Source organism: Streptomyces sp. TBY4 (assembly GCF_024213195.1).
Classification (GTDB): Bacteria; Actinomycetota; Actinomycetes; order Streptomycetales; family Streptomycetaceae; genus Streptomyces.
In genome coordinates, this window is record NZ_JANAVF010000001.1 from 468,632 (window position 1) to 487,235 (window position 18,604).

Annotated in this window: 17 protein-coding genes; 9 read left to right on the forward strand and 8 right to left on the reverse strand. The window is 74.1% G+C overall.

The features are described from left to right. Positions 1 to 35: 35 nt before the first annotated feature. A complete protein-coding gene (locus NLX94_RS02220; RefSeq protein ID WP_254380819.1) occupies positions 36 to 428 on the forward strand; it encodes a VOC family protein in 393 nt (130 codons plus the stop codon). 27 nt (positions 429 to 455) lie between these two features. On the opposite strand, the gene NLX94_RS02225 is transcribed toward NLX94_RS02220, so the two are convergent. After that, entirely contained in the window at positions 456 to 1,514 is a 1,059-nt protein-coding gene (locus tag NLX94_RS02225) for an enoyl-CoA hydratase/isomerase family protein (RefSeq protein ID WP_254380820.1), read from the reverse strand. A 36-nt stretch (positions 1,515 to 1,550) separates the two neighbouring features. Between NLX94_RS02225 and NLX94_RS02230 the strand changes: the two genes are divergently transcribed. Then, positions 1,551 to 2,117 (forward strand): dihydrofolate reductase family protein, encoded by a 567-nt coding sequence (locus NLX94_RS02230; RefSeq protein WP_254380821.1) that lies wholly within the window; start codon positions 1,551 to 1,553, stop codon positions 2,115 to 2,117. Here NLX94_RS02230 and NLX94_RS02235 read toward each other — a convergent pair. Together NLX94_RS02235 and NLX94_RS02240 are read right to left on the reverse strand one after the other, a co-directional pair. Continuing rightward, a complete protein-coding gene (locus NLX94_RS02235) occupies positions 2,114 to 3,850 on the reverse strand; it encodes an FAD-dependent monooxygenase (protein ID WP_254380822.1) in 1,737 nt (578 codons plus the stop codon). The two genes, NLX94_RS02230 and NLX94_RS02235, sit on opposite strands and share 4 nt — an antisense overlap. Before the next feature lie 104 nt (positions 3,851 to 3,954). Beyond that, positions 3,955 to 4,707 carry a helix-turn-helix transcriptional regulator gene (locus NLX94_RS02240; protein WP_254380823.1) on the reverse strand — a complete coding sequence of 251 codons (753 nt, stop codon included), beginning with the start codon at positions 4,705 to 4,707 and terminating at the stop codon, positions 3,955 to 3,957. Positions 4,708 to 4,770: 63 nt separating this feature from the next. Here NLX94_RS02240 and NLX94_RS02245 point away from each other — a divergent pair, with 63 nt between their 5' ends. Then, complete coding sequence (locus NLX94_RS02245; RefSeq protein ID WP_302168725.1) at positions 4,771 to 6,000, forward strand: MFS transporter; 1,230 nt, start codon at positions 4,771 to 4,773, stop codon at positions 5,998 to 6,000. Here the strand turns inward: NLX94_RS02245 and NLX94_RS02250 are convergent. Genes NLX94_RS02250 through NLX94_RS02270 form a run of 5 tightly spaced genes read right to left on the reverse strand, consistent with a single transcriptional unit; the run spans position 5,981 to position 10,951 of the window. Then, positions 5,981 to 6,565, reverse strand: a complete 585-nt coding sequence (locus tag NLX94_RS02250) for a DUF6434 domain-containing protein (RefSeq protein ID WP_254380825.1) — start codon at positions 6,563 to 6,565, stop codon at positions 5,981 to 5,983. The two genes, NLX94_RS02245 and NLX94_RS02250, sit on opposite strands and share 20 nt — an antisense overlap. 52 nt (positions 6,566 to 6,617) lie before the next feature. Next, a complete protein-coding gene (locus NLX94_RS02255; protein WP_254380826.1) occupies positions 6,618 to 7,979 on the reverse strand; it encodes a TfuA domain-containing protein in 1,362 nt (453 codons plus the stop codon). After that, positions 7,980 to 9,176, reverse strand: a complete 1,197-nt coding sequence (locus NLX94_RS02260; protein WP_254380827.1) for a YcaO-like family protein — start codon at positions 9,174 to 9,176, stop codon at positions 7,980 to 7,982. Between the two features lie 19 nt (positions 9,177 to 9,195). Further along, positions 9,196 to 10,005, reverse strand: a complete 810-nt coding sequence (locus NLX94_RS02265) for an ABC transporter permease (RefSeq protein ID WP_254380828.1) — start codon at positions 10,003 to 10,005, stop codon at positions 9,196 to 9,198. Between the two features lie 4 nt (positions 10,006 to 10,009). Further along, a complete protein-coding gene (locus NLX94_RS02270) occupies positions 10,010 to 10,951 on the reverse strand; it encodes an ABC transporter ATP-binding protein (RefSeq protein ID WP_254380829.1) in 942 nt (313 codons plus the stop codon). Between the two features lie 201 nt (positions 10,952 to 11,152). Here NLX94_RS02270 and NLX94_RS02275 point away from each other — a divergent pair, with 201 nt between their 5' ends. The 6 genes from NLX94_RS02275 (at position 11,153) to NLX94_RS02300 (ending at position 18,601) form a co-directional block, all read left to right on the forward strand. After that, entirely contained in the window at positions 11,153 to 12,136 is a 984-nt protein-coding gene (locus NLX94_RS02275) for a hypothetical protein (RefSeq protein WP_254380830.1), read from the forward strand. Positions 12,137 to 12,207: 71 nt separating this feature from the next. Beyond that, positions 12,208 to 12,657, forward strand: a complete 450-nt coding sequence (locus tag NLX94_RS02280; protein ID WP_254380831.1) for a helix-turn-helix transcriptional regulator — start codon at positions 12,208 to 12,210, stop codon at positions 12,655 to 12,657. Positions 12,658 to 12,663: 6 nt separating this feature from the next. After that, positions 12,664 to 15,627: an adenylate/guanylate cyclase domain-containing protein gene (locus NLX94_RS02285; protein ID WP_254380832.1), complete on the forward strand. Its 2,964-nt coding sequence runs from the start codon at positions 12,664 to 12,666 to the stop codon at positions 15,625 to 15,627. Positions 15,628 to 15,671: 44 nt separating this feature from the next. Beyond that, positions 15,672 to 16,538 (forward strand): S8 family serine peptidase, encoded by an 867-nt coding sequence (locus tag NLX94_RS02290; RefSeq protein ID WP_254380833.1) that lies wholly within the window; start codon positions 15,672 to 15,674, stop codon positions 16,536 to 16,538. Beyond that, complete coding sequence (locus tag NLX94_RS02295; protein ID WP_254380834.1) at positions 16,535 to 17,173, forward strand: GAF domain-containing protein; 639 nt, start codon at positions 16,535 to 16,537, stop codon at positions 17,171 to 17,173. The genes NLX94_RS02290 and NLX94_RS02295 overlap by 4 nt, the downstream gene beginning before the upstream one ends. A gap of 81 nt (positions 17,174 to 17,254) precedes the next feature. Then, a complete protein-coding gene (locus NLX94_RS02300) occupies positions 17,255 to 18,601 on the forward strand; it encodes a helix-turn-helix domain-containing protein (RefSeq protein WP_254380835.1) in 1,347 nt (448 codons plus the stop codon). The last annotated feature ends 3 nt before the right edge of the window (positions 18,602 to 18,604 follow it).

Below are 18,604 nucleotides of genomic sequence, written 5' to 3' on the forward strand. Positions count from 1 at the left end.
AGCATTCGGGACACCCAGGACCCCAGGAGGAACCCATGCGGATCACCGACACCGCCATCTGCCTCACCGTCGAGGACGTCACCACCTCGTCCGCGTTCCTGGTCGAGCACTTCGGCTTCAAGGAATCGATGGCCGTCGACGGCTTCGCCTCCCTCTCCCACCCCGACGGCCCGAACGTGGTCTTCGTACGGCGCGGCCTGGAGGTGCTCCCCGAGGAGCTCCGCGAGCGGCACGCCTCCGGAGTGCTGCTCGCGTTCACGGTGGCCGACCTGCCCGCCGAGTACGAGCGGCTGCGCGCCGAGGGCGTTCCGATCGTCATGGAGCCCCGCGTGGAGCCCTGGGGCGAGCGGGTCTTCCTGGTGGCCGACCCCAACGGTGTGATCATCGAACTGGTCGACTGGGTGGAGACCCCGGACACCGCCTCCTGAGGCACCGCCCCGGGCCCGCGGGCGGGTTCACCCCGCGGCGGGCCCGGGGCCCCAGTCCCCGGCGAGCGGGGCGAAGAAGCGGGCCACGTCCTCCTCGGCGACCTCACCGAGGGTGGCCGGGGACCAGCGCGGCATCCGGTCCTTGTCGACCACCTGCGCCCGGATGCCCTCCACCAGGTCGGGCGAGGTCAGCGCGTTGCAGGAGACCGTGAACTCCTGTTCCAGCACCGGCTCCAGCGAGCCGAGCGCGGCGGCCCGGCGCACCGCCTCCAGGGTCACCTTCAGGGCGGTCGGGGACTTGGCGAGGATCGTCTCGGCGGCCTCCTTCGCCGCCGGCTCCCCGTAGCCGAGCAGCCGGTCCACGATCTCCTCGACGGTGGCGGCCGCGTAGCAGTGGTCGATCCAGTCCCGCCCCCCGGCCAGCGGCCCCGGCCCGGAGCCGGGCTCCTCGGCGTACCGCCCGAGCACCTCCCGGGCCGGGGCCGCGGCCAGCTCGGCGGTCAGCGCCGGCAGCCGTTCGGCGGGTACGAAGTGATCGGCGAGCCCGCACAGCAGCGCGTCGGCGGCGCCCACCGCGGAGCCGGTGAGGGCCAGATGGGTGCCGAGCCGGCCGGGGGCGCGGGCCAGCAGGTGGGTGCCGCCGACGTCGGGGACGAAGCCGATGCCGGTTTCGGGCATGGCCACGCGGGAGCGCTCGGTGACCACGCGGACGCCGCCGTGGGCCGAGACGCCGACCCCGCCGCCCATCACGATGCCGTCCATGAGGGCGACGTAGGTCTTGGGATACCGCGCGATGTACGCGTTGAGCCGGTACTCGTCCCGCCAGAAGGCGGCCGAGGCCCGCGTCCCGGCCTTGGCGTCGTCGTGGATGGCCCGGATGTCCCCGCCGGCGCACAGCCCCCGCTCGCCCGCGCCGCGGATGAGCACCTGCTCCACGCCGGGATCCCGCTCCCAGCGGGTCAGGGCCTCGGTGATGCGGAGCACCATGGAGTGGGTGAGGGCGTTGAGGGCCCTGGGGCGGTTGAGGGTGATCACCCCGGTACGGCCGTCGACGGCGCACAGGACGGTGTCGGCTTCGGTCTTCACGCCGTCCAGTATGGAGGGCGCGTAGCCTGGTCCGTTATGCGAAAGATCATCCTGATGTCGCAGGTCTCCCTCGACGGCTACTACGAGGGTCCGGAGCGACAGCTCGACTGGCACCGCGTCGACGAAGAGCTGCACCAGCACATGAACGACGAACTGCGCTCCGTCGGCGGCATGCTGATGGGCCGGGTCACCTACGAGCTGATGGACGCCTACTGGCCCACCGCCGATACCGATCCGGACGCGTCCCCGCCCGAGGTGGAGTTCGCGGGCATCTGGCGCTCCGCGAAGAAGTACGTGTACTCGCGCACCCTGGACGCCGAGCAGCGCGACCCGAACGCCACCGTGCTCCGTGAGGTCGTATCGGCGGAGGTCGCCGCCCTCAAGGCCGCCCCGGGCGGCGACCTGACCCTGAGCGGGGCGGACCTCGCCGCCTCGTTCCTGCGCCACGGCCTGGTGGACGAGTACCGGATCTACGTGCAGCCCGTGCGCATCGGCCGCGGCCACCCCCTCTTCCCGCCCTCCGACGGCCTGGTCCCGCTCCGGCTGGAGGAGACCCGCACCTTCGGCAACGGGGTGGTGCTGCTGCGGTACGCGCGCGCCTAGGCCGGCTGCCCGGACAGCGCGGCCAGGTAGCCGGAGAGGGCCGTCGCCGTTCCGGACAGCGGGAAGCGGGCGGCGAGGTACCCGTCCGGGCGTACGAGGAATCCGGTCGGGCCTTCGGCGCCGTACAGCCGGGCGAACTCCCCGGCGGCGTCCCGGTATCCGGGGACGGAGGCGGGGAGGGCGGCGGAGGCGTCGGGTGCGCAGTCGCGGGCGAGGACGGCCACGGTGCGCGGGCCGGTGGCGTCGCCGTCGGTGCTGCCGGGGCTGCCGGTGCCGCTTTCCGCCAGCGCCGGGCCCGCGGTCCGGGCCTGCTCGGCGGCCTCGGCCAGGGCCGCGCCCTCGGCCCCGTAGAGGAGCAGCACGTGGCCGGTCCGGCCGCGCAGGACGTCGAGCAGCCGCAAGGGATAGGCGGCGAGGGGCAGGGTCAACCCGGCGCAGTCCGGGGCCCGTTCGCCGGGCTGCGGTGCGCCGGCGGGGCCGGAGGGAGGGCCGGCGAGCGGTCCGTCGCGGTAGCCGACGAGCAGTTGGGCCTCGCGGAGCAGCACGGTCCGCGGATCGTCCGGCTCGTTCTCCATGCCCTGGGTCGCGTGCCGCACGGTCCGGCCGACGACCTCCTCGCCGACCGGGCGGCGCTCGGCGTCGTAGCTCGCGAGCAGGGCGGGTCCGGCCGACTCCCGGAGGACGAGGGCGAGTTTCCAGGCCAGGTTGCAGGCGTCCTGGATCCCGGTGTTCATGCCCTGGGCCCCGGTGGGCGGGTGGATGTGGGCGGCGTCGCCCGCGACGAAGACGCGGCCGTCGCCGTAGCGGTCGACGATGCGGTGGCTGATGCGGAACACGGAGGACCAGCGCATGTCCGACACCGTGGCCGGGGCCGGGGCGAGGCGGTCCACGACGGCCTGGATGTGGGAGAGCTCGGGGATCCGGCCCCCCTCCAGCCCGTGCGTCACTCCGTCGGCCGCGCCGGGGCCGGCGCCCGGCTGCGCGGAGAGTTCGGGCGGGACCAGCATCGACATGCGGTAGCGGCCCCGGCCGGGCAGCGGGATGCACACCAGCAGGTCGTCGGTGGCCCCGTCGGCGCCCAGGTGCATGGACCGCAGGCCGTACCCGTCGGGCAGGTCCCAGTCGCTCACGACGTCGGCCAGCATGTACTCCTCGGCGAACGCCCCGCCCTCGTAGGAGAGTCCGAGCCCCTTGCGCACGGTGCTGTGCGCCCCGTCGCAGCCGATGAGGTAGCGGGTGCGCAGCTCCTCCTCGCCGCCGGAGGCGGTGCGCAGGAGGCTCGTCACGCCGCCTCCGGTCCCGGATCCGTCCCCGTCCCCGCCCCCGTCCTGGGTGAACGACAGGAGTTCGGTGCCGCGTTCGATGACGGTGCCCAGCTCCGCGAGGTGTTCCTCGAGGATGCGCTCGGTCTCGTACTGCGGCAGCGCGGCGAACCGGTACGGCACTTCGGGCGGCAGCTCGAGCTCGATCCGGGCGCGTTCGGTGCCGTTGACGTAGATCAGCTGGCCGCGCATGGCGACCGCGGTCTCCATCACGGTGCGGGCCAGGCCCATCCGGTCCCAGATCTCCAGCGTGCGCGGCTGGACGCCGACCGCCTTCGCGTAAGGGAGGCGGGCGGGCAGCCGGTCGACGAGGCGGCAGCTCACGCCGTGGCGGCGCAGTTCCGCGGCCGCACTGAGGCCGACCGGACCGGCGCCCGCGATCAGGACGTCCGTCGTCGGGGTGTGCGCCATGGGTCCTCCCGAACGCCTGGCCCCGAACCGGCTTCCTCCCCCCATGCTGACCCGGCGGGGCGCGTACGGCCAGACGGGGGCCGGGCGGCGGGCGGGCAGAAGGCTCAGGCCGCCTTGCCGTGCACCCCCGGGGTGTGGCCGAAGGCCCGGCGGAACACGTCGATGAACGCGCTCGCCGAGGACCAGCCGCAGCGGTGCGCGACTGCCGTCACGGGGGTGTCGACCGCCAGCAGCCGCAGCGCCTGGTGCAGGCGCAGCTGGGTCCGCCACTGGGGGAAGGTCATGCCCAGCTCGGCGCGGAACAGCCGGCTCAGGGTCCGCTCCCCCGCCCCGGCCCCGGCCTGCGCGGAGAGTTCCGCCAGCCCGCGCGGATCCGCCGGATCGGCGTACAGCAGCGCGCACACCGCGGCCAGCCGGGGATCGGAGGGAGCGGGCAGGTGCAGCGGCTGGAGCGGGGAGGCCTTCAGCTGGTCGAGCAGGACCGCCAGCATCCGCCGCCGCTCGGCGCTGCCGTCCTGCGGGGCGCGGGTGTAGGCGAGGATCAGCTCGCGCAGCAGGGGGCCGACGGCGAGCACGGCCGGGGCGGAGAGGGAGAGCGGGTTGAGGTGGGTGGGTAGGCCCACGCAGTGCAGGTCGACGCGGCCGAAGGCGCGGTGCTCGTGCACGGTTCCCGCGGGGATCCACAGGGCGCGGGTGGTGGGCGCCACCCAGGTACCGGCGTCGGTGGTCACGGACAGCACCCCGGAGCCCGCGTAGCAGATCTGGTGGTCGTCGTGGCGGTGCGGATCGATGCCGTGGTGGGTGTCGAGCGCGCGGATGCTCGTCGCCGCGCGCGGCGTGTGGCGGATTTTCTGCATCACCCGGCAATTTATCGGAAGCGGGCCACCTCCGTCGCGGGCGATTCTCGACCGGTGACCTCCATGAGACCGTCCCTGCCCCCTGCTCCGATACCCGTGCTCGCCGCCGCGCCGCGCCCGGCCCGGCTCCGTACGGCCGCCTTCTCCGCGGGCCACTCCTGCGTGGACGTCTACCAGGGCGCCGTCGCCGCGCTCGTGCCCTTCCTCGTCTCCGAGCGCGCGTACGGCTACGCCGCCGCGTCCGGCATCGTGCTGGCGGCCTCGCTGCTCTCCTCCGTGGTCCAGCCGCTCTTCGGAGCGCTCACCGACCGGTGGCCGATGCCCTGGCTGATCCCACTCGCCACCGCCGCCGCGGGGCTGGGCGTGGCCCTGGTCGGCCTCGACGCCGGGTACGCGGCCACCCTCGCCGCCGTCGCCCTGTCCGGGCTGGGCGTCGCCGCCTACCACCCGGCGGCCGCCAGGATGGTCCGCACGGCGGGCGGACCCGGGCACGGGGCGATGAGCTGGTTCGCGCTCGGCGGCAACATCGGCTTCGCGTGCGCCCCGCTGCTGGTCGTCGGCGCGCTGGCGCTGCCGGGCCCGGCGGGGTGGTGGCTGCTGGCCGCCCCGGCGGCGCTGGGCGTGTTCCTCAACCGGCCGCCGTCCGGCGGGCGTTCGGCGGCGGAACAGGCGGCCGACCGGATCGGAGCCGCCCCGGCTCCGGCCCCGCCGCGGCCCCCCTCCGACGACCGGCGGGCCTTCCTGCGGCTCTCCCTGGTGGTCGTCGTGCGCTCGGTGGTCTTCACCGGCCTGAGCACCTTCATCGCGCTGTACGTCCGGGAGCGCGGCGGCGGCGAAACCGGCGGCGCCGCGGCCCTGTTCGTGCTCTTCGCCGGGAGCGCCGGCGGCACCCTCCTCGGCGGTCGGCTGGCCGCCCGCTGGGGTCGCGTCACCACCGTCCGCCGCGCCTACGCGGCGGTGGGGCCGGCCGTCGCGGGCATCCTGTTCCTGCCTCTTCCGCTGGTGTACGTCTGCGCGGCGCTGGCCGCGACCGCGCTGTACGTGCCGTTCTCCCTCCAGGTCACCCTGGGCCAGGACTACTTGCCGACGCGCATGGGCACCGCGAGCGGGGTCACCCTGGGCCTGACCGTCAGCGTGGGCGGCCTCGCGAGCCCGCTGATCGGCGCGGCGGCCGACGCGGCCTCACTGCGGACGGCCCTGCTCCCGCTCGCCGCGCTCCCCCTGCTGGCCTGGGCCCTGGCCCGGCGCCTGCCGGAGCCCGCGGAGCCGGAGGTCACCGCGGCCCGGGGGTGACGGGCGCCGTCCGGGGGCCGGCGCGGTGGGTCCGCCAGGCGGCCAGGGCCTGCGGGCGGGTCCCCTCGGGGTGGCGGGCGTGCCAGTCCCGGAGGAATCTGTTCAGCTCGAACTGGGCCCCGATCTCCTGGGGTTGGGCCGCCTGCTCCCGGGTGGCGTGCCAGTGGGCGACCGCCTCGGCGAGGGTGCGTCCCGCGCCCTGGGCCACGTAGTCCCGCATGAAGGCGTCGAAGTGGAAGCCGGGCCCGATCTCCCGGAGGAAGTACGCCCGCAGCACCTGGCTGCACCGCTGCCCCGGCGGGATCACGCTGGCACCGTCCACGGGCGCGGCCAGCTGCCGGCCCGCGCCGCGGGCGGCCCGGGCGGGGGCCGGATCCGGGGCCGGAAGCCCGTCCAGCGCGGCGGCGATCCGCTGCGTGACCGCCGCCTTCCCCCCGCCGGCCGGAAGGCCCATCCGGCGTGCCAGCGCGGTGAGTTCGGCCAGCGTCCAGTACCACCGGGCCAGCTCCGCCCCGCTCAGCTCCGGACTCGGGTCGGGCCGCACTTCACCTTCATTCGCACTCACGTTCCCATATTAAGGCCCCCGCACTCGCACTCACGCCCACACCCGCCCGCGGTCAACGGGCCGCCGCCCTGCGGCGTTCGCGTCCCCGCAGGACGTCCAGGGCGAAGAACCTCGGGACCGCCGCGCCCAGCCCGTCCGGCCCGGTGAACCCGCGCCGGGCCATCTCGACCTCCGGTGAGGTGCCGCGCCCCTGCCAGTGGCGCAGGAAGAGCTTCGCGCACATCGCCGGCGGCGGGACGACGAGCCGGGGCCGGGCCTCCTCCGCGGCCTCGTCGGCCCGGACGACGAGCCCGCACCACTCCTCCCAGCGCTCGGAGTCCCGCAGCCGGGCCAGGACCGCCGGCCGCCAGTCCACCGACTGCCAGACGGGCCACACCCGCACCATGAGGAGCCGGACCAGGTCGGCGGCGGGGAGCCCGTCGCGCTCCTCCTCCGTGAACCAGCGGGCGAGGGGGTCCGGCAGCGGCGACCGGCCGTCGAGCCCCAGCCTGGCCCGTGCGTACGCTTCGAGCGTCATGCCCCGGGCGCCGGCGAGCTCCTCCAGGAGGCCGGTCAGGACCTCCTCGTGCAGCGCCGGGTAGCCCTCGTCGAACAGCCGGACGGCGTCCAGTACGTCGAGGTCCGACATCCACCGGCCGGGGGCGTGCTCCCGGCGGCTGCGGCGGGCCAGGGACTGGGTCCGGCTGATGCCGGTGATGGGCACCTCGGGCGCGACCGGACCGGGGGCCCGGCCGCCCCGGCTCGCGATCGCGCGCAGCGCCGCCATGGCGTCGAGCCGCTTCAGGTCCCAGACGCCCGAGGCGATCATCTCCTCCAGCGTCCGCAGGGAGTCGTGGTCCTCTTCGTCCAGGGCCCGTTCGATGTCCTTCCAGCCGCGGTGGGTGAAGGGCAGGGCCGCGGCCGCCGCCACGATCCGCCGCCCGGCGTCGGCCGGGACCAGGTCGGTCTCGGCGCCCTCCGCGCAGCCGTAGCGGAGGTTCACCAGGGCCACGGTCTGCGCCGGGTAGCCCATCTCGGCCGGGCCGTGCAGGACCCCCACCTCGTCGTCCCCGTCGATCTCCCCGGAGGCGTACATCGTGAAGACGGTGCCGAGGCCCCGCATGCCGCAGGGGGCGAGTTCCGCGGCCCGCAGCGCGCCCATGCTCGCGGCGCCGATCACCTCCGCGCCCTCCGTGAGCACCTGGAGGATCTCCTTGTGGCCCACCGAACGCCGTTCCCGGAAGTAGCCGTCGACGACCACGACCACGTCTCCCGGGTGCCACTCGTCCGCGAGGAGGTCGCCCCGGCCGGCGGGCGGCCTTACGTCCGCCTCCGGGAGCACCGCGCGGACGTCGGCGGCCGAGATGGTCGGCCCCGCGTAGACGATCACCCTGGACGCGTTCACGCCGGACCCGTTCACGCTGTGCTCACTCACCTACAACACCTCCGGGCATACACGGCTCCCCGGAGCCACGACCTTGACGACCGGGACCCCGATCTCCTCGCGCGTCAGGTCGACGAGGAGGGGCGGATGGGAAAAGGCGGCCGCCGCCCGGCTCACGACGTGGGCGAGGGCGCCGGCCAGGCTGCCGTGCGGGACGGGTTCCTCCACGAGGCCCCCGATGCCGGCGGCAGCCGGGGCCGAGCGCGCGCTGCGCAGCCGGTCGGCGTCGATGTGCCCGAAGTCCTCCCGGAGGTCGTCCCGGGCCCCCGAGATGTACGCGAGCCGGGCCTGGGCCGCTTCGGAGACGGCTCGGGTGAGGGCGATCTCCGGGCTGAGGTGGCAGCCGAAGCCGAACATCGGCGCCGGGTACTCCTCGTCGGCGACCCAGGACAGGAAGCAGGGCAGCCCGGTGGGCGACGGGACGAGGCGGACCTCCAGGGTGACGCCGGCCCGTTCGATCAGCGTGCACAGCTCGTCGGCCACCGGCGACCCGAGGGAGCGCGGGTCGACGCGTACGCCCATCTCCCCGCCCGCGGCGACCGCGGCCGTCATCGCGTCGCGCTCGATGACCTCGCAGAGCGCGTGCAGGGCGGCCTCGACGCGGGTGTTCCCGCTCGCCAGGCCGTTCGTCGACTCGAAGAACACCGGCGGGTTCCAGTCGGTGTGCTCCTCCAGCGTCAGCCGGACCACGTTCACGGGAACGAGGGTGCGCGCTCCGTCGACCAGGGATCTGGCCGCCACCCAGTCCAGCGGCAGCCCCTCGTGCAGCAGGTTGGGCGTGGCGGGAGCCAACGCGGTGATCTCGTAGCCCAGTTGCGTACGGAGCTTGCCGGGCGAGGCGGTCAGTGCGGGCAGGGCGGGCTGTTCCACGTGCCAGGTCTCGACCGACTCCATCACCGCGGAGAGCCTGGCCAGTTCGGGCGTCATCCCTTTGCCCTGGGAGACGGCGAGCGTTCTGGAGAGCGGCCGGATCGCCTGGAAGGTGGGGATGCCGATGGAGTCGAGCCGGGTGATGTCGGCGACCCGGGTGACGCCCACCTTGGCCGCCGCGCGGGCGGCCATCTCCCAGGTGTCCTTGGGCGGTCGGGCGCGGTGCGTGCCCGGCAGGCGGTGCACGGAGCGGTCCTCCGGGGTGGCGAGCCAGGCCAGGGGCTCATCCTCGATCTGCACGGTGTCGTCCTTCTGCACGGTGGGGAGCTCCTGCGGGTCAGAGGTTCCGGGTGCGCCGCAACAGCGCCCGGCCGGCGACGAAGTTGGCGACGATCGCGACGACGGCGAGCACCACCAGGGAGGGCCAGGCCGTGCCCAGGCCGAAGATCGCGGCGTCGCGCATGCCGGTGACGGCGTAGGACACCGGGTTCACCGTGGAGATCCACCGCAGCACGGTGGGAAGTTGCTGCGAGGTGGACAGCGAGGGCGCGGCGAAGACGAGGACGGGCACGGACACGCTGGTGAGGACCATGAAGGTGCGGTAGTCGCTGATGAGGACGGCCGCGGCGAGGTACAGCCCGTTGAAGGCCACCGACGAGAGCACCAGCGCCAGCAGCAGCCAGATCCAGTGCGACGCGTGGAAGGGGTAGTCGAAGATGATCGCGGCGACGGCCAGTGCCAGCAGGCTCTGGGCCAGCACGAGCGAGACCCCGGCGAGCAGTTTCCCGGCCAGGAAGCGCGACCGGCGCAGCGGCCAGCTCCAGAGCTGGGTGGACACCCCGCTCATCTCCTCCTGGAACATCGCCATGCCCGTCGTCCCGGAGGCGCTGACCACCGACATGGACAGGACCATGGGGAGGAGGAAGACGGCGAAGGGGAGGGTTTCGCCGCGGTAGGTGATGTTCCCGACGACGTTGCCCAGCGAGGTGTTCACCAGGAGCAGGTACACGAGCATGGGGGTCAGGCCGAGGATCAGGTTGACCCTGTTGCGGGCGAGGAGGGCGTACTCGCGGTAGAAGACGGCGGTGAAGTCGGCCGGCTTGCCCGACGCGACCGGTGCGGTGGTCTTGAATCCCAGGTCGGCCACGGTGTCAGCCCTCGTTCCCGGTCATGCGCAGGAAGACCTGCTCCAGCGAGTCGGTGACGGTGGAGATTCCGGAGATCGCGACTCCGGAGTCGTGGCAGTGCCGGGAGAGTTGCGGCAGCACGTCCCGGACCTGCGCGTTCTCGATGCGCACCTCGGAGTCCTGGGCCGTCGCGGTCAGCCCGGCCGTGGCCGCCCACTCCTTGACGACCTTGGCGCCGACCGCGTCGTCGACGCTGACCAGCAGGTGGGCTCCGCCGAACTCGCTGACGAGCTCGCTCGGCTGGGCGAAGCGGACCACCTGGCCCTTGTTGATGACCAGGACCCGCTGGGCGTTGCGTTCCAGCTCCTGGATGATGTGGCTGGTCCAGATCACGGTCATGCCGTACTCCTCGCGGAGCCACCGGACGAACCGCTCGATCTGGTGCCGGCCGGCGACGTCCAGTCCGGCCGACGGCTCGTCGAGGATCAGGAGTTCGGGGATGGTCAGCAGGGCGCGTACGAGCTGCAGCCGCTGACGCTGTCCGCCGGACAGCTGGAAGACGAGCCGGGACAGGTGCTCCGCCAGGCCGAGGTACTCGGCCACCTCCAGCGCCCAGGGTCGGGTGGTGCGCCAGGACAGCCCCTTGAAGCGGGTGGCGATCAGCAGGTTGTCCAGGGCCGAGAGCATCTCGTCGTAGGGGGCGGACTGGTGCATCGCGCCGATGCCGGTCTTGGCGGCGACCGGGTCGCGGGCCGGGTCCACGCCGAACACCCGGATCCGCCCGGTGGTGGGTGGGGTGACACCGCAGATCATCTTCATCAGGGTGGTCTTTCCGGCACCGTTGGGTCCCAGCAGCCCGATGGTCTCGCCCTTGGCTATGTCGAACGAAATCCGGTCGACTGCCGGCGTCTCTTTACCGCGGTAACGCTTGGTCAGTTCCTCGGCGTTCACCACACCATTCGCCACGGTCCGCCCTCCACAATGTGATTGGTGTTTCCCTTGGTGTTTCTCTTGGTGTTTCTCTTGGCGCTTCTCCGGCCGATCAATTCGCTGCGGCTGGACGTTACGCCCGCGGGAGGGCACGGAAGCGACCCCTGCGCCCAAGCTGCCCTGGAACTGCCTCTGTTCTGCCGCCTGGCACAGCACGCCGTTGGCTAGCATGCGCAGATGAGCCGTTCAGGGCAGGAGGAACACCGCGACGGGGAATCCGTCGTGGTTCTGGTGAATTGCGCGGGCGGCCGTGAATTGGAGGTCGTACGCGATGCTTTGACGGGTCCTCTGGAAACTCCGGCGGTATTGATCCGGCAGGAGGAACTCCTGTCCACGTCCATGGCCCTGGACGTGGACACCGGCCTGCTGGACCTTTCGGGGCGCCGGGTCAGACCGGCCGTGGTCTGGGTCCGGCACGGCTCCGCCTGCGCGCTCATGGCGCAGGCTCGGCCCGCGGGGTCGATGAGTCCGCTGCGGGCGGAGTCCTGGTCCGGCTTCCTCCGGCAGGTGGCGGCCGCGGCGAGCACCGCGCTGCCCGGCGGCACGGTCGTCGGACCGGGCCAGCTGGCGCAGGCGCGCCGGCTGGGGGTGCGGACGCCCCGTACGGTCGTCACCAATGACGTGCCGGCGGGGGCGCGCGAGGTGGGGGCGCCCACCCTCGTGGTGAAGACCCCGGACTTCAGGCTGTTCGAACCGGACCGGCTGGGCTGGAAGGCCTGCCTGCCCCAGGTCGTGGGCCGGGAGGCGGCCCGGCAGGGCTCCGGACCGGCCCCGGGCGTCGCGGGAGAGCGCCCGGTCGTGGTCCAGGAGTACGTGGAGCACGCGCGCGAACTGCGCGTCTACCAACTCGACGGCGGGATCTGCGCCTTCGAGGTCGGCAAGCCCGGTCCGTCGAGCCCGATGACGGATCCCGGCAGCGTCACCGTGACCCGCGTCGACTGCCCGCGCCCCGCGGCCGAGGCGGTACGTACCCTGTGCGCCGCCTGGAACCTGCGCTACGGGGCGTTCGACCTGCTCGTGTCCGACACCGGGGAGGTGGTGTTCCTGGAGGCCAACCCGGACGGGGACTGGCTGTGGTTCGAACGCAAGGCGCGCTGGCACGGCGTCTCGTTCATGGCCGCCGTCATGGTCCGGGAGTTGTTCGTACGCAGTACGTCGTGAGGAGTGCGTGGTGGGGAGTCCGTGGTGGGGAGTGCGTCGTTGAGAAGTGCGTCGTGAGGAGCCCCGCGCCGGTGACGGCGATACGGGGTGCCGAGATCTCCAGCCGGGGCCTGGTGCTCGTGGCCCTGGTGGCGCGGGGGCACACGACCGACCGCGTGGCCCGTGCGCTGCGGCTGAGCAGGCACACGGTGGGCGAGGAGATCAGTGTCCTGCTCGACCGGTTCAACTGCAGGAACAGGGCGGAGCTGGTGGCCTACTGCTACGTGCACCGGCTGCTGCCGATCGATGTCTGGCCGCCGCCGTGCGGCCCCGTGAAAGGGGTGGGTGACATGTTCGACCCTCTGAGCGCTCTGCGCGAAGCCGGGCTTCCGGTCGACCAGTTGAGCACCGCGCAGCGCGAGGTGCTGGCGGGTCTGACCGAGGAGGAGACCTCGGTCGTCGTCTCGGTGCAACTGCGGCTGGTCGAGGCCGATTCCGGTGCGGATGCCGAGGTGTGGGCGCACGACCTGAAGCTGCTCTGAGCCCGCATGAGCCGGAGACTGGTGGTCGTCCTCTTCCTCGATCTGGTCGGGTGGACCCGGCTCGCCGAGCGCGTGGACCCGGAGCCGCTGCAACGGCTGCTCGACGAGTACTACGAGATCTGCTCGGCCGCGGTGGAGGAACACGGCGGGGTGGTCGAGAAGTTCATCGGCGACGCCGTCATGGCGGTCTTCGGGGCCGACACCTCCCAGGAGGACGACGCCCCGCGGGCGCTGCGCACGGCCACGCGGATCCGCGCCGAGGTCCGTGACCTGCGCACGCCCTCCGGCGACGCGGCTCCCGTCGAGGTCCATTGCGGGATCGCGGCCGGCGAGGCACTGGTGACGCGTTCGGCCCGGGCCGGCATCCGGGTCGTCGGCGACGTGGTCAACCTCGCCGCGCGTCTCCAGTCGCTGGCGGTCGCCGGCGAGATCATCGTGAACGAGACCGTGGCGCACCTGGCCCGCCCGCACTACACGATGGTCCCCGTGCCGCCGGTGGCGCTGAAGGGGAAGGCGGAGCCGGTGCCGGTGCTGGTGGTCACCGGCGAGGCGGCCGCCGGCGGGGACGGCGAGGGGGCCGGCGAGAACTCCCTCATGGTGGACCGCTCCGCCGAACGCCACCGGCTGCGCCGGCTCTACCACCGGGTGGCCCGGGAGCGGCGCGCGGAGCTGGTGACGGTGCTCGGACCGCCGGGCATCGGAAAGACCCGGCTGGTCCGGGAGGCCGTGGAGGACCTCGTCGCGGCCGGGGCGCGGCCCGTCGCCGTGTTCGGCAGCTGCCAGTCCTACGGCACCGCCGGGAACTACGGGGCGCTGGTCGAGATGCTGGACGCGCTGGCCCGGCGGGCGCCCTCCTGCGCGGAGCTGCTGCGGGCGGACGAGCGGATCGCCGCAGTGCTCGCGGCCCTGCGCGAAGCCTCGCTCCCCCGGCGCGCCGGTGCGGTCCCGGGTCCGGGGCCGGGCGTGGAGGAGGTGTCCTGGGCGGCCCGCGAGCTGCTCACCGCCGCGGCCCACGACCCGGTCGTCGTGGTGTGGGACAACCTCGCGTGCGCCGGGCAGTCGCTCCTGCGGCTGATCGGCGAGCTGATGGACGGCCTGCGGGAGCTCCCGCTCCTGATGGTCTGCGTGTCTCGGGAGGCCGGCGCGGCGCGGGAGACGGACGCCTCCCGGGAGGCGGACGTGATCGAGGTCGGGGCGCTGGTCCCGGCCGACAGCTCGCGGCTGGCGCTCTCGCTGGCCGGGACCGGGAGCGGTGACGAGGTGGAACTGCACGGGCTCGCCCTCGCCGGGCAGGCCGACCGGGTCGCCCTCTACAGCGCGGGCAATCCGCTGTACATCCGGCTGATGATGGACTGGCTCAGGAACGGCCGGACCGTCGACGAGGTGCCTCCGAGCATCACGGCCATGGTGGGGGCCATGATCGACCGGCTGCCCGCGCCGGGCCGGCGGCTGCTGGGCGCGGCTTCGGTGATCGGCCCCTCGTTCACCCTGGAGCAGCTCGCGCTGCTGGGCGAGCCGGCGCCCGCGGCGGGGGTCGCGGAACTCGCGGGGCAGCGGCTGTTCCAGGCCACGGCGGAGGAGGGCGGCTACCGCTTCGTCCAGCAGCCGGTGCACGAAGTGGCGTACGGCAGGCTGGAGAAGGAGCAGCGCGTCGTCTGGCACCGGCGGCTGGCCGAGCACGGTTTCAGTCCCGGTTTCCACTTCGAAGCCGCGGCCCGGCTCCTCGGGGGGCTGCGCCCGGACGATGCGGAGCTGCCGGAACTGGCGCGGCAGGCGGCCGGAGCCCTGCTCGCCGAGGGCACGGTGGCGCTGCGCCGGCGTGATGTGCCGACGGCGATCGGGCTGCTCGGACGGGCGCTCGTACTGGCGCGGGGCGGACCGGACCGGTGCCGGTCGGTCGCGGCCGTCCGGCTCAGCGACGCCCTCATGCTGTCCGGGGACACCCGGGGGGCGCTGGAGGTGGTGGAGCGGGGCGCGTGGCCCGGCACCGGCCCCGGCACCGCCCTGGTACGGGTGCAGCGGCACCTGCTGGCCGCCCGCCTCGGCAAGGTCGCGGCGGCCGATGTGGAGGGGCTGCGGGCCGCGCTCGACGGCGAGGGGGCCGACCTGTCCGCCCGGTGCCGGTTCGAGCAGCTGCGGATGCTGATCCACCTGGACCACGGCCGGTTCGGGGCGGCCGAGGAGGCGGCCTGCGCCGCGCTCGACCATGCCCGGGAGGCCGGTGACGCGTACGAGGAGGACCGCCTGCTGGTGGCCCTGTGCGAGATCCGGCAGTGGTCGCCGAGTCCGATGGCGCAGAAGCTCGCGGGCTGCGCCGAGCTCCTGGAGCGGTTCGCCGCCGACCGGTTCCTGGCGCTGCCCGCGCTGGCGGCCCGCGCGCGCTGTCTGGCGCTGACCGGGGACCGCAGCGGTGCGCGGTCGGCGCTCGCGGAGGCCGAGTCGGTGGTCGTGCAGCTCCGGCTGACCCTGGGGCGGGTCCTGGTGGACCAGGTGGCCGCGCTGGCCGCCTCGCTGGACGGGGAGCACGCGGAGGCCGAGCGGCGCTTCCGCGGCGCGGCGGACGCCCTCGAACGGGCCGGCTACGTACCGGTCGCGCTGACCATGAGGGTGCAGGCGGCCCGCGAGTGCGCCCGCCGGGACCGGGCGGACGAGGCGGCCCGCAGGATCGCCGAACTGCTCGCGCGGCAGGACGAGATGGATGTCCGGGGGCGGATCCTGTGCCTGTCGGCCGCCGTACTGGGCGCCGCGGCGCGAGGCCGCGCCGATCCGGCGGCGCGGGCCGAGGTGCTGCGGCTGCTGCGGGACCTCGACGATCCGTGTCTGCGGGGCGAGGTCTGCTTCGATCTGGCCCGGGCCCACCGGCTGCTGGGCGAGGAGGCCGGAGCCGAGGCCATGGCCGGGCTGGCCGTGGACAGCTATGCGGCCGTCGGAGCGGTCAAACCCCTGGGGGCGGTACGGGCATGGATCTGAACGGCGCGCCCTGGCGGCGCGAGCGGCGGCCGCACGCTTCGGGCATGCCCGCCTGGAGCATGCCGGCCGGCGGGGACCCCGGCGAGCCCCTGCCGACGGCCCTGTTCGAGGGGATCGGCCCGCGCTGGGCGTGGGAGGGCGCGACCGGGGAGGGCGTACGGGTCTGCGTGCTCGACAGCGGTGTCCAGGCGGAGCATCCGCTGGTCGGCGCGGTCGAGCGGGCCTGGCAGGTGGTGAGCGCCGAGGGCCGGGCTCCGCGCGTGGAGGAGTGCGAACCGGTCGACACCGCCGGGCACGGGACCGCCTGCGCGGGGATCATCCGCTCCATCGCGCCCCGGGTGTCGCTCAGTTCGCTCAAGGTGCTCGGCGACGGGAGGGCCGGCAGCGCCTCGGCGCTGATCGCCGGGCTGGCCTTCGCGATCGAGGAGGGGTTCGACGTCGTCAGCATGAGCCTGTCCACGTCCAGGGTCGAATTCCGGGACAGGCTGGGCGAGTTGTGCGACCGCGCCTACTTCCGCCGGACCGCGGTGGTGGCGGCGGCGCACAACCTGCCGATCGAGAGCTTCCCCTGGAACTTCGCCTCGGTGATCTCGGTCGCCAGCCACGCCGAGCCGGACGGCATGCGCTTCTACTACAACCCCGCTCCCCCGGTCGAGTTCCGCGCCCGGGGGGTGCGCGTACCGGTGGCGAGCCTGGGCGGCGGCACGGTCCGCAACACCGGCAACAGCTTCGCAGCGCCGCACATCGCCGGGATCGCGGCCCTCGTCCTCGGCAAGCATCCGTGGCTCACGCCGTTCCAGCTCAAGAGCGTCCTGTACCACTGCGCCGCGAACACTGCGGACCACACCAACGCGGCGGACGGCGGGACGGCACACAACGCATCGGCCCAAGGAGAAGGAGGCGGGGAATGAAACCCTGGCCGCACGATCTGATGGCCACCGAACGTCAGCTCCTGCAGTCTGTCGTCGCGGTGGCCCGGTACATCTACGGGGCCGCCGCGTCCTCGGTCTTCATGGTGAGCCCCGACACCGGTGAGCTGATCTTCGCGGCGGTCGCCGGCGAGGGCGAACAGGGCCTGGTCGGCAGGCGCTTCGAGCCCGGCACCGGCATCGCCGGCTGGGTGGCCGCCAGCGGGCAGCCGCTGATCACGGACGACGTGGGCGCGACGGACCGGTTCGCCCGGGACGCCGCGGCCTCCACCGGGTACGTCCCCGCGAGCATCATGGCCGCCCCGCTCATCGCGGACGGGGAGTGCATCGGGGTGATCGAGGTGCTGGACCGCCACGCCCACGACGCGCACGCCCCCGGCCGGGAGCTCGACGACATCGAGCTGCTGGGGCTGCTCGCCACGCAGGCCGCACTGAGCCTCGCGCTGCTGCGGCGCAGCGAACAGGCAGCGGGTGCGGGGCCGCGCATGGGAGAGCTGGTGGCCCGGCTGTCGGAGCACGTGGTCAAGGACGCCTCCGACCCCGTGGCCGTCTCGCTGCTGAGCATCTCGCTGGCCCTGCTCGACCGGGGTGCGCACACCGGTTCGAAGGTGGTCTGACGGCCTGAGGAGACGGAGCGCAGACGGACCGGCGACGCACCGGAGACGCGGACGGAACGGGCCCCTCCTACCCTCCTGGCCATGGTCCCCAGTGCCGAGGCCGAGGCTCCGTCGTTCCCCGAACTGCTCCGCTTCAAGCGCGTGCGGGCCGGGCTCACCCAGCGGACGCTGGCCGATCTGTCGACGGTCAGCCCGCGGACGATCCGCGCCCTGGAGTCGGGCCGGGTGAACGCGCGGATGCAGACCGTCCGGCTGCTCGCGGACGCCCTGGGGCTGGAGGGCCTGGCGCGCGAGCTCTTCGTCACCGCGGGCCTGGGCGGCGGCGGGGGGCCTGCTCCGGCCGGCACTTCCGATCCCTGCCCGGGGGTGCCCCGGTCCGTCAACGCCCTCCTCGGGCGGGACGTCGAGGTCCGGGCGATGGTGGGGGCCCTGGAGTCGGACCACCGCCGGATGATCTCCCTCTCGGGGCTCGCCGGCGTGGGGAAGTCGCGGGTGGCCGCGGAGACGGCGGCGCGGCTGAGCTCCCGGCGCGGCTGGCCGGTGCTGTGGATCGGTCCCGGCACGGTGGCGTCCGCCGGCCACGGCGCGGCCTTCGGTCCCCTGCTGCGGTCCGTGCGCCTCCTCGTCGAATCGGGTGCGCAGGACGTGTCCGCGGTCTGCCGGATGATCGGCCGGCACGAGGTGCTGCTCGTGCTCGACGGGGTCGCCGACGCCCGGGTTCCGATCGGTGTGGAGGAACTGCTCGCGTACTGTCCGGGCGTCCGGTTGGTCAGTACGTCGCGGGCTCCGTGGAGCGTGGCCGGCGTCCAGGGAACGGTGCTCGCGCCCCTCGCGGTCCCGGGGCCGGACTGGGAGGCCGCGAGCTCCCTGGAGGTCCTGGCCGCCGTTCCCTCGGTACGGCTCCTCGCGGACCGGCTCTCGGAGGTCCGGCCGGGCTTCCTGCTCGGGCGCGCGGACGCGGGGGCGGCGGTCCGGCTGTGCCGGACCCTGGACGGTCTGCCGGCCGCGCTGGAGGCGGCCGCCGCGGGGGGCGGGGTACTGAGCCTGCGCCGGCTCGCGGACATGCCCGCGGCCGAGCTGCTCGGACTTCCGGCCACCACCCGGCCCGCGGGGGCTCCCGGGACGATCGGCTGCCCGATCCGGTCCGGGGTCGAGCGACTGGCCCCCGGACCTCGTGGACTCCTCACGGAACTGGCCCGATTCGACCGGGCGTTGACCGCCTGCGAGGCCGCCGAAGCACTGCGCCGGCCGGTGAACCAGGTGGTGGAGGGCCTGAGCGCGCTGACGGGCGGGGGGTTCGTCCGGGCCGCGCACGAGGAGGCGGAGACCCGGCTGCACCTCCCGAACCTGGTCCGGGCGGCCCTGGCGGACCCGACCGCACCACCGCCCGCGCCGCCCGGACCGGCCCGACCGGCCCGACCGGCCTGACCG

Bases quoted from the DNA above. Each gene is read 5' to 3' on its own strand.
- NLX94_RS02295 (WP_254380834.1), top strand. From the start codon at position 16,535: ATGAAACCCTGGCCGCACGATCTGATGGCCACCGAACGTCAGCTCCTG.
- NLX94_RS02275 (WP_254380830.1), top strand. From the start codon at position 11,153: ATGAGCCGTTCAGGGCAGGAGGAACACCGCGACGGGGAATCCGTCGTG.
- NLX94_RS02240 (WP_254380823.1), bottom strand. From the start codon at position 4,707: ATGCAGAAAATCCGCCACACGCCGCGCGCGGCGACGAGCATCCGCGCG.
- NLX94_RS02220 (WP_254380819.1), top strand. From the start codon at position 36: ATGCGGATCACCGACACCGCCATCTGCCTCACCGTCGAGGACGTCACC.
- NLX94_RS02285 (WP_254380832.1), top strand. From the start codon at position 12,664: ATGAGCCGGAGACTGGTGGTCGTCCTCTTCCTCGATCTGGTCGGGTGG.
- NLX94_RS02300 (WP_254380835.1), top strand. From the start codon at position 17,255: ATGGTCCCCAGTGCCGAGGCCGAGGCTCCGTCGTTCCCCGAACTGCTC.
- NLX94_RS02230 (WP_254380821.1), top strand. From the start codon at position 1,551: ATGCGAAAGATCATCCTGATGTCGCAGGTCTCCCTCGACGGCTACTAC.
- NLX94_RS02290 (WP_254380833.1), top strand. From the start codon at position 15,672: ATGCCCGCCTGGAGCATGCCGGCCGGCGGGGACCCCGGCGAGCCCCTG.
- NLX94_RS02245 (WP_302168725.1), top strand. From the start codon at position 4,771: ATGAGACCGTCCCTGCCCCCTGCTCCGATACCCGTGCTCGCCGCCGCG.
- NLX94_RS02235 (WP_254380822.1), bottom strand. From the start codon at position 3,850: ATGGCGCACACCCCGACGACGGACGTCCTGATCGCGGGCGCCGGTCCG.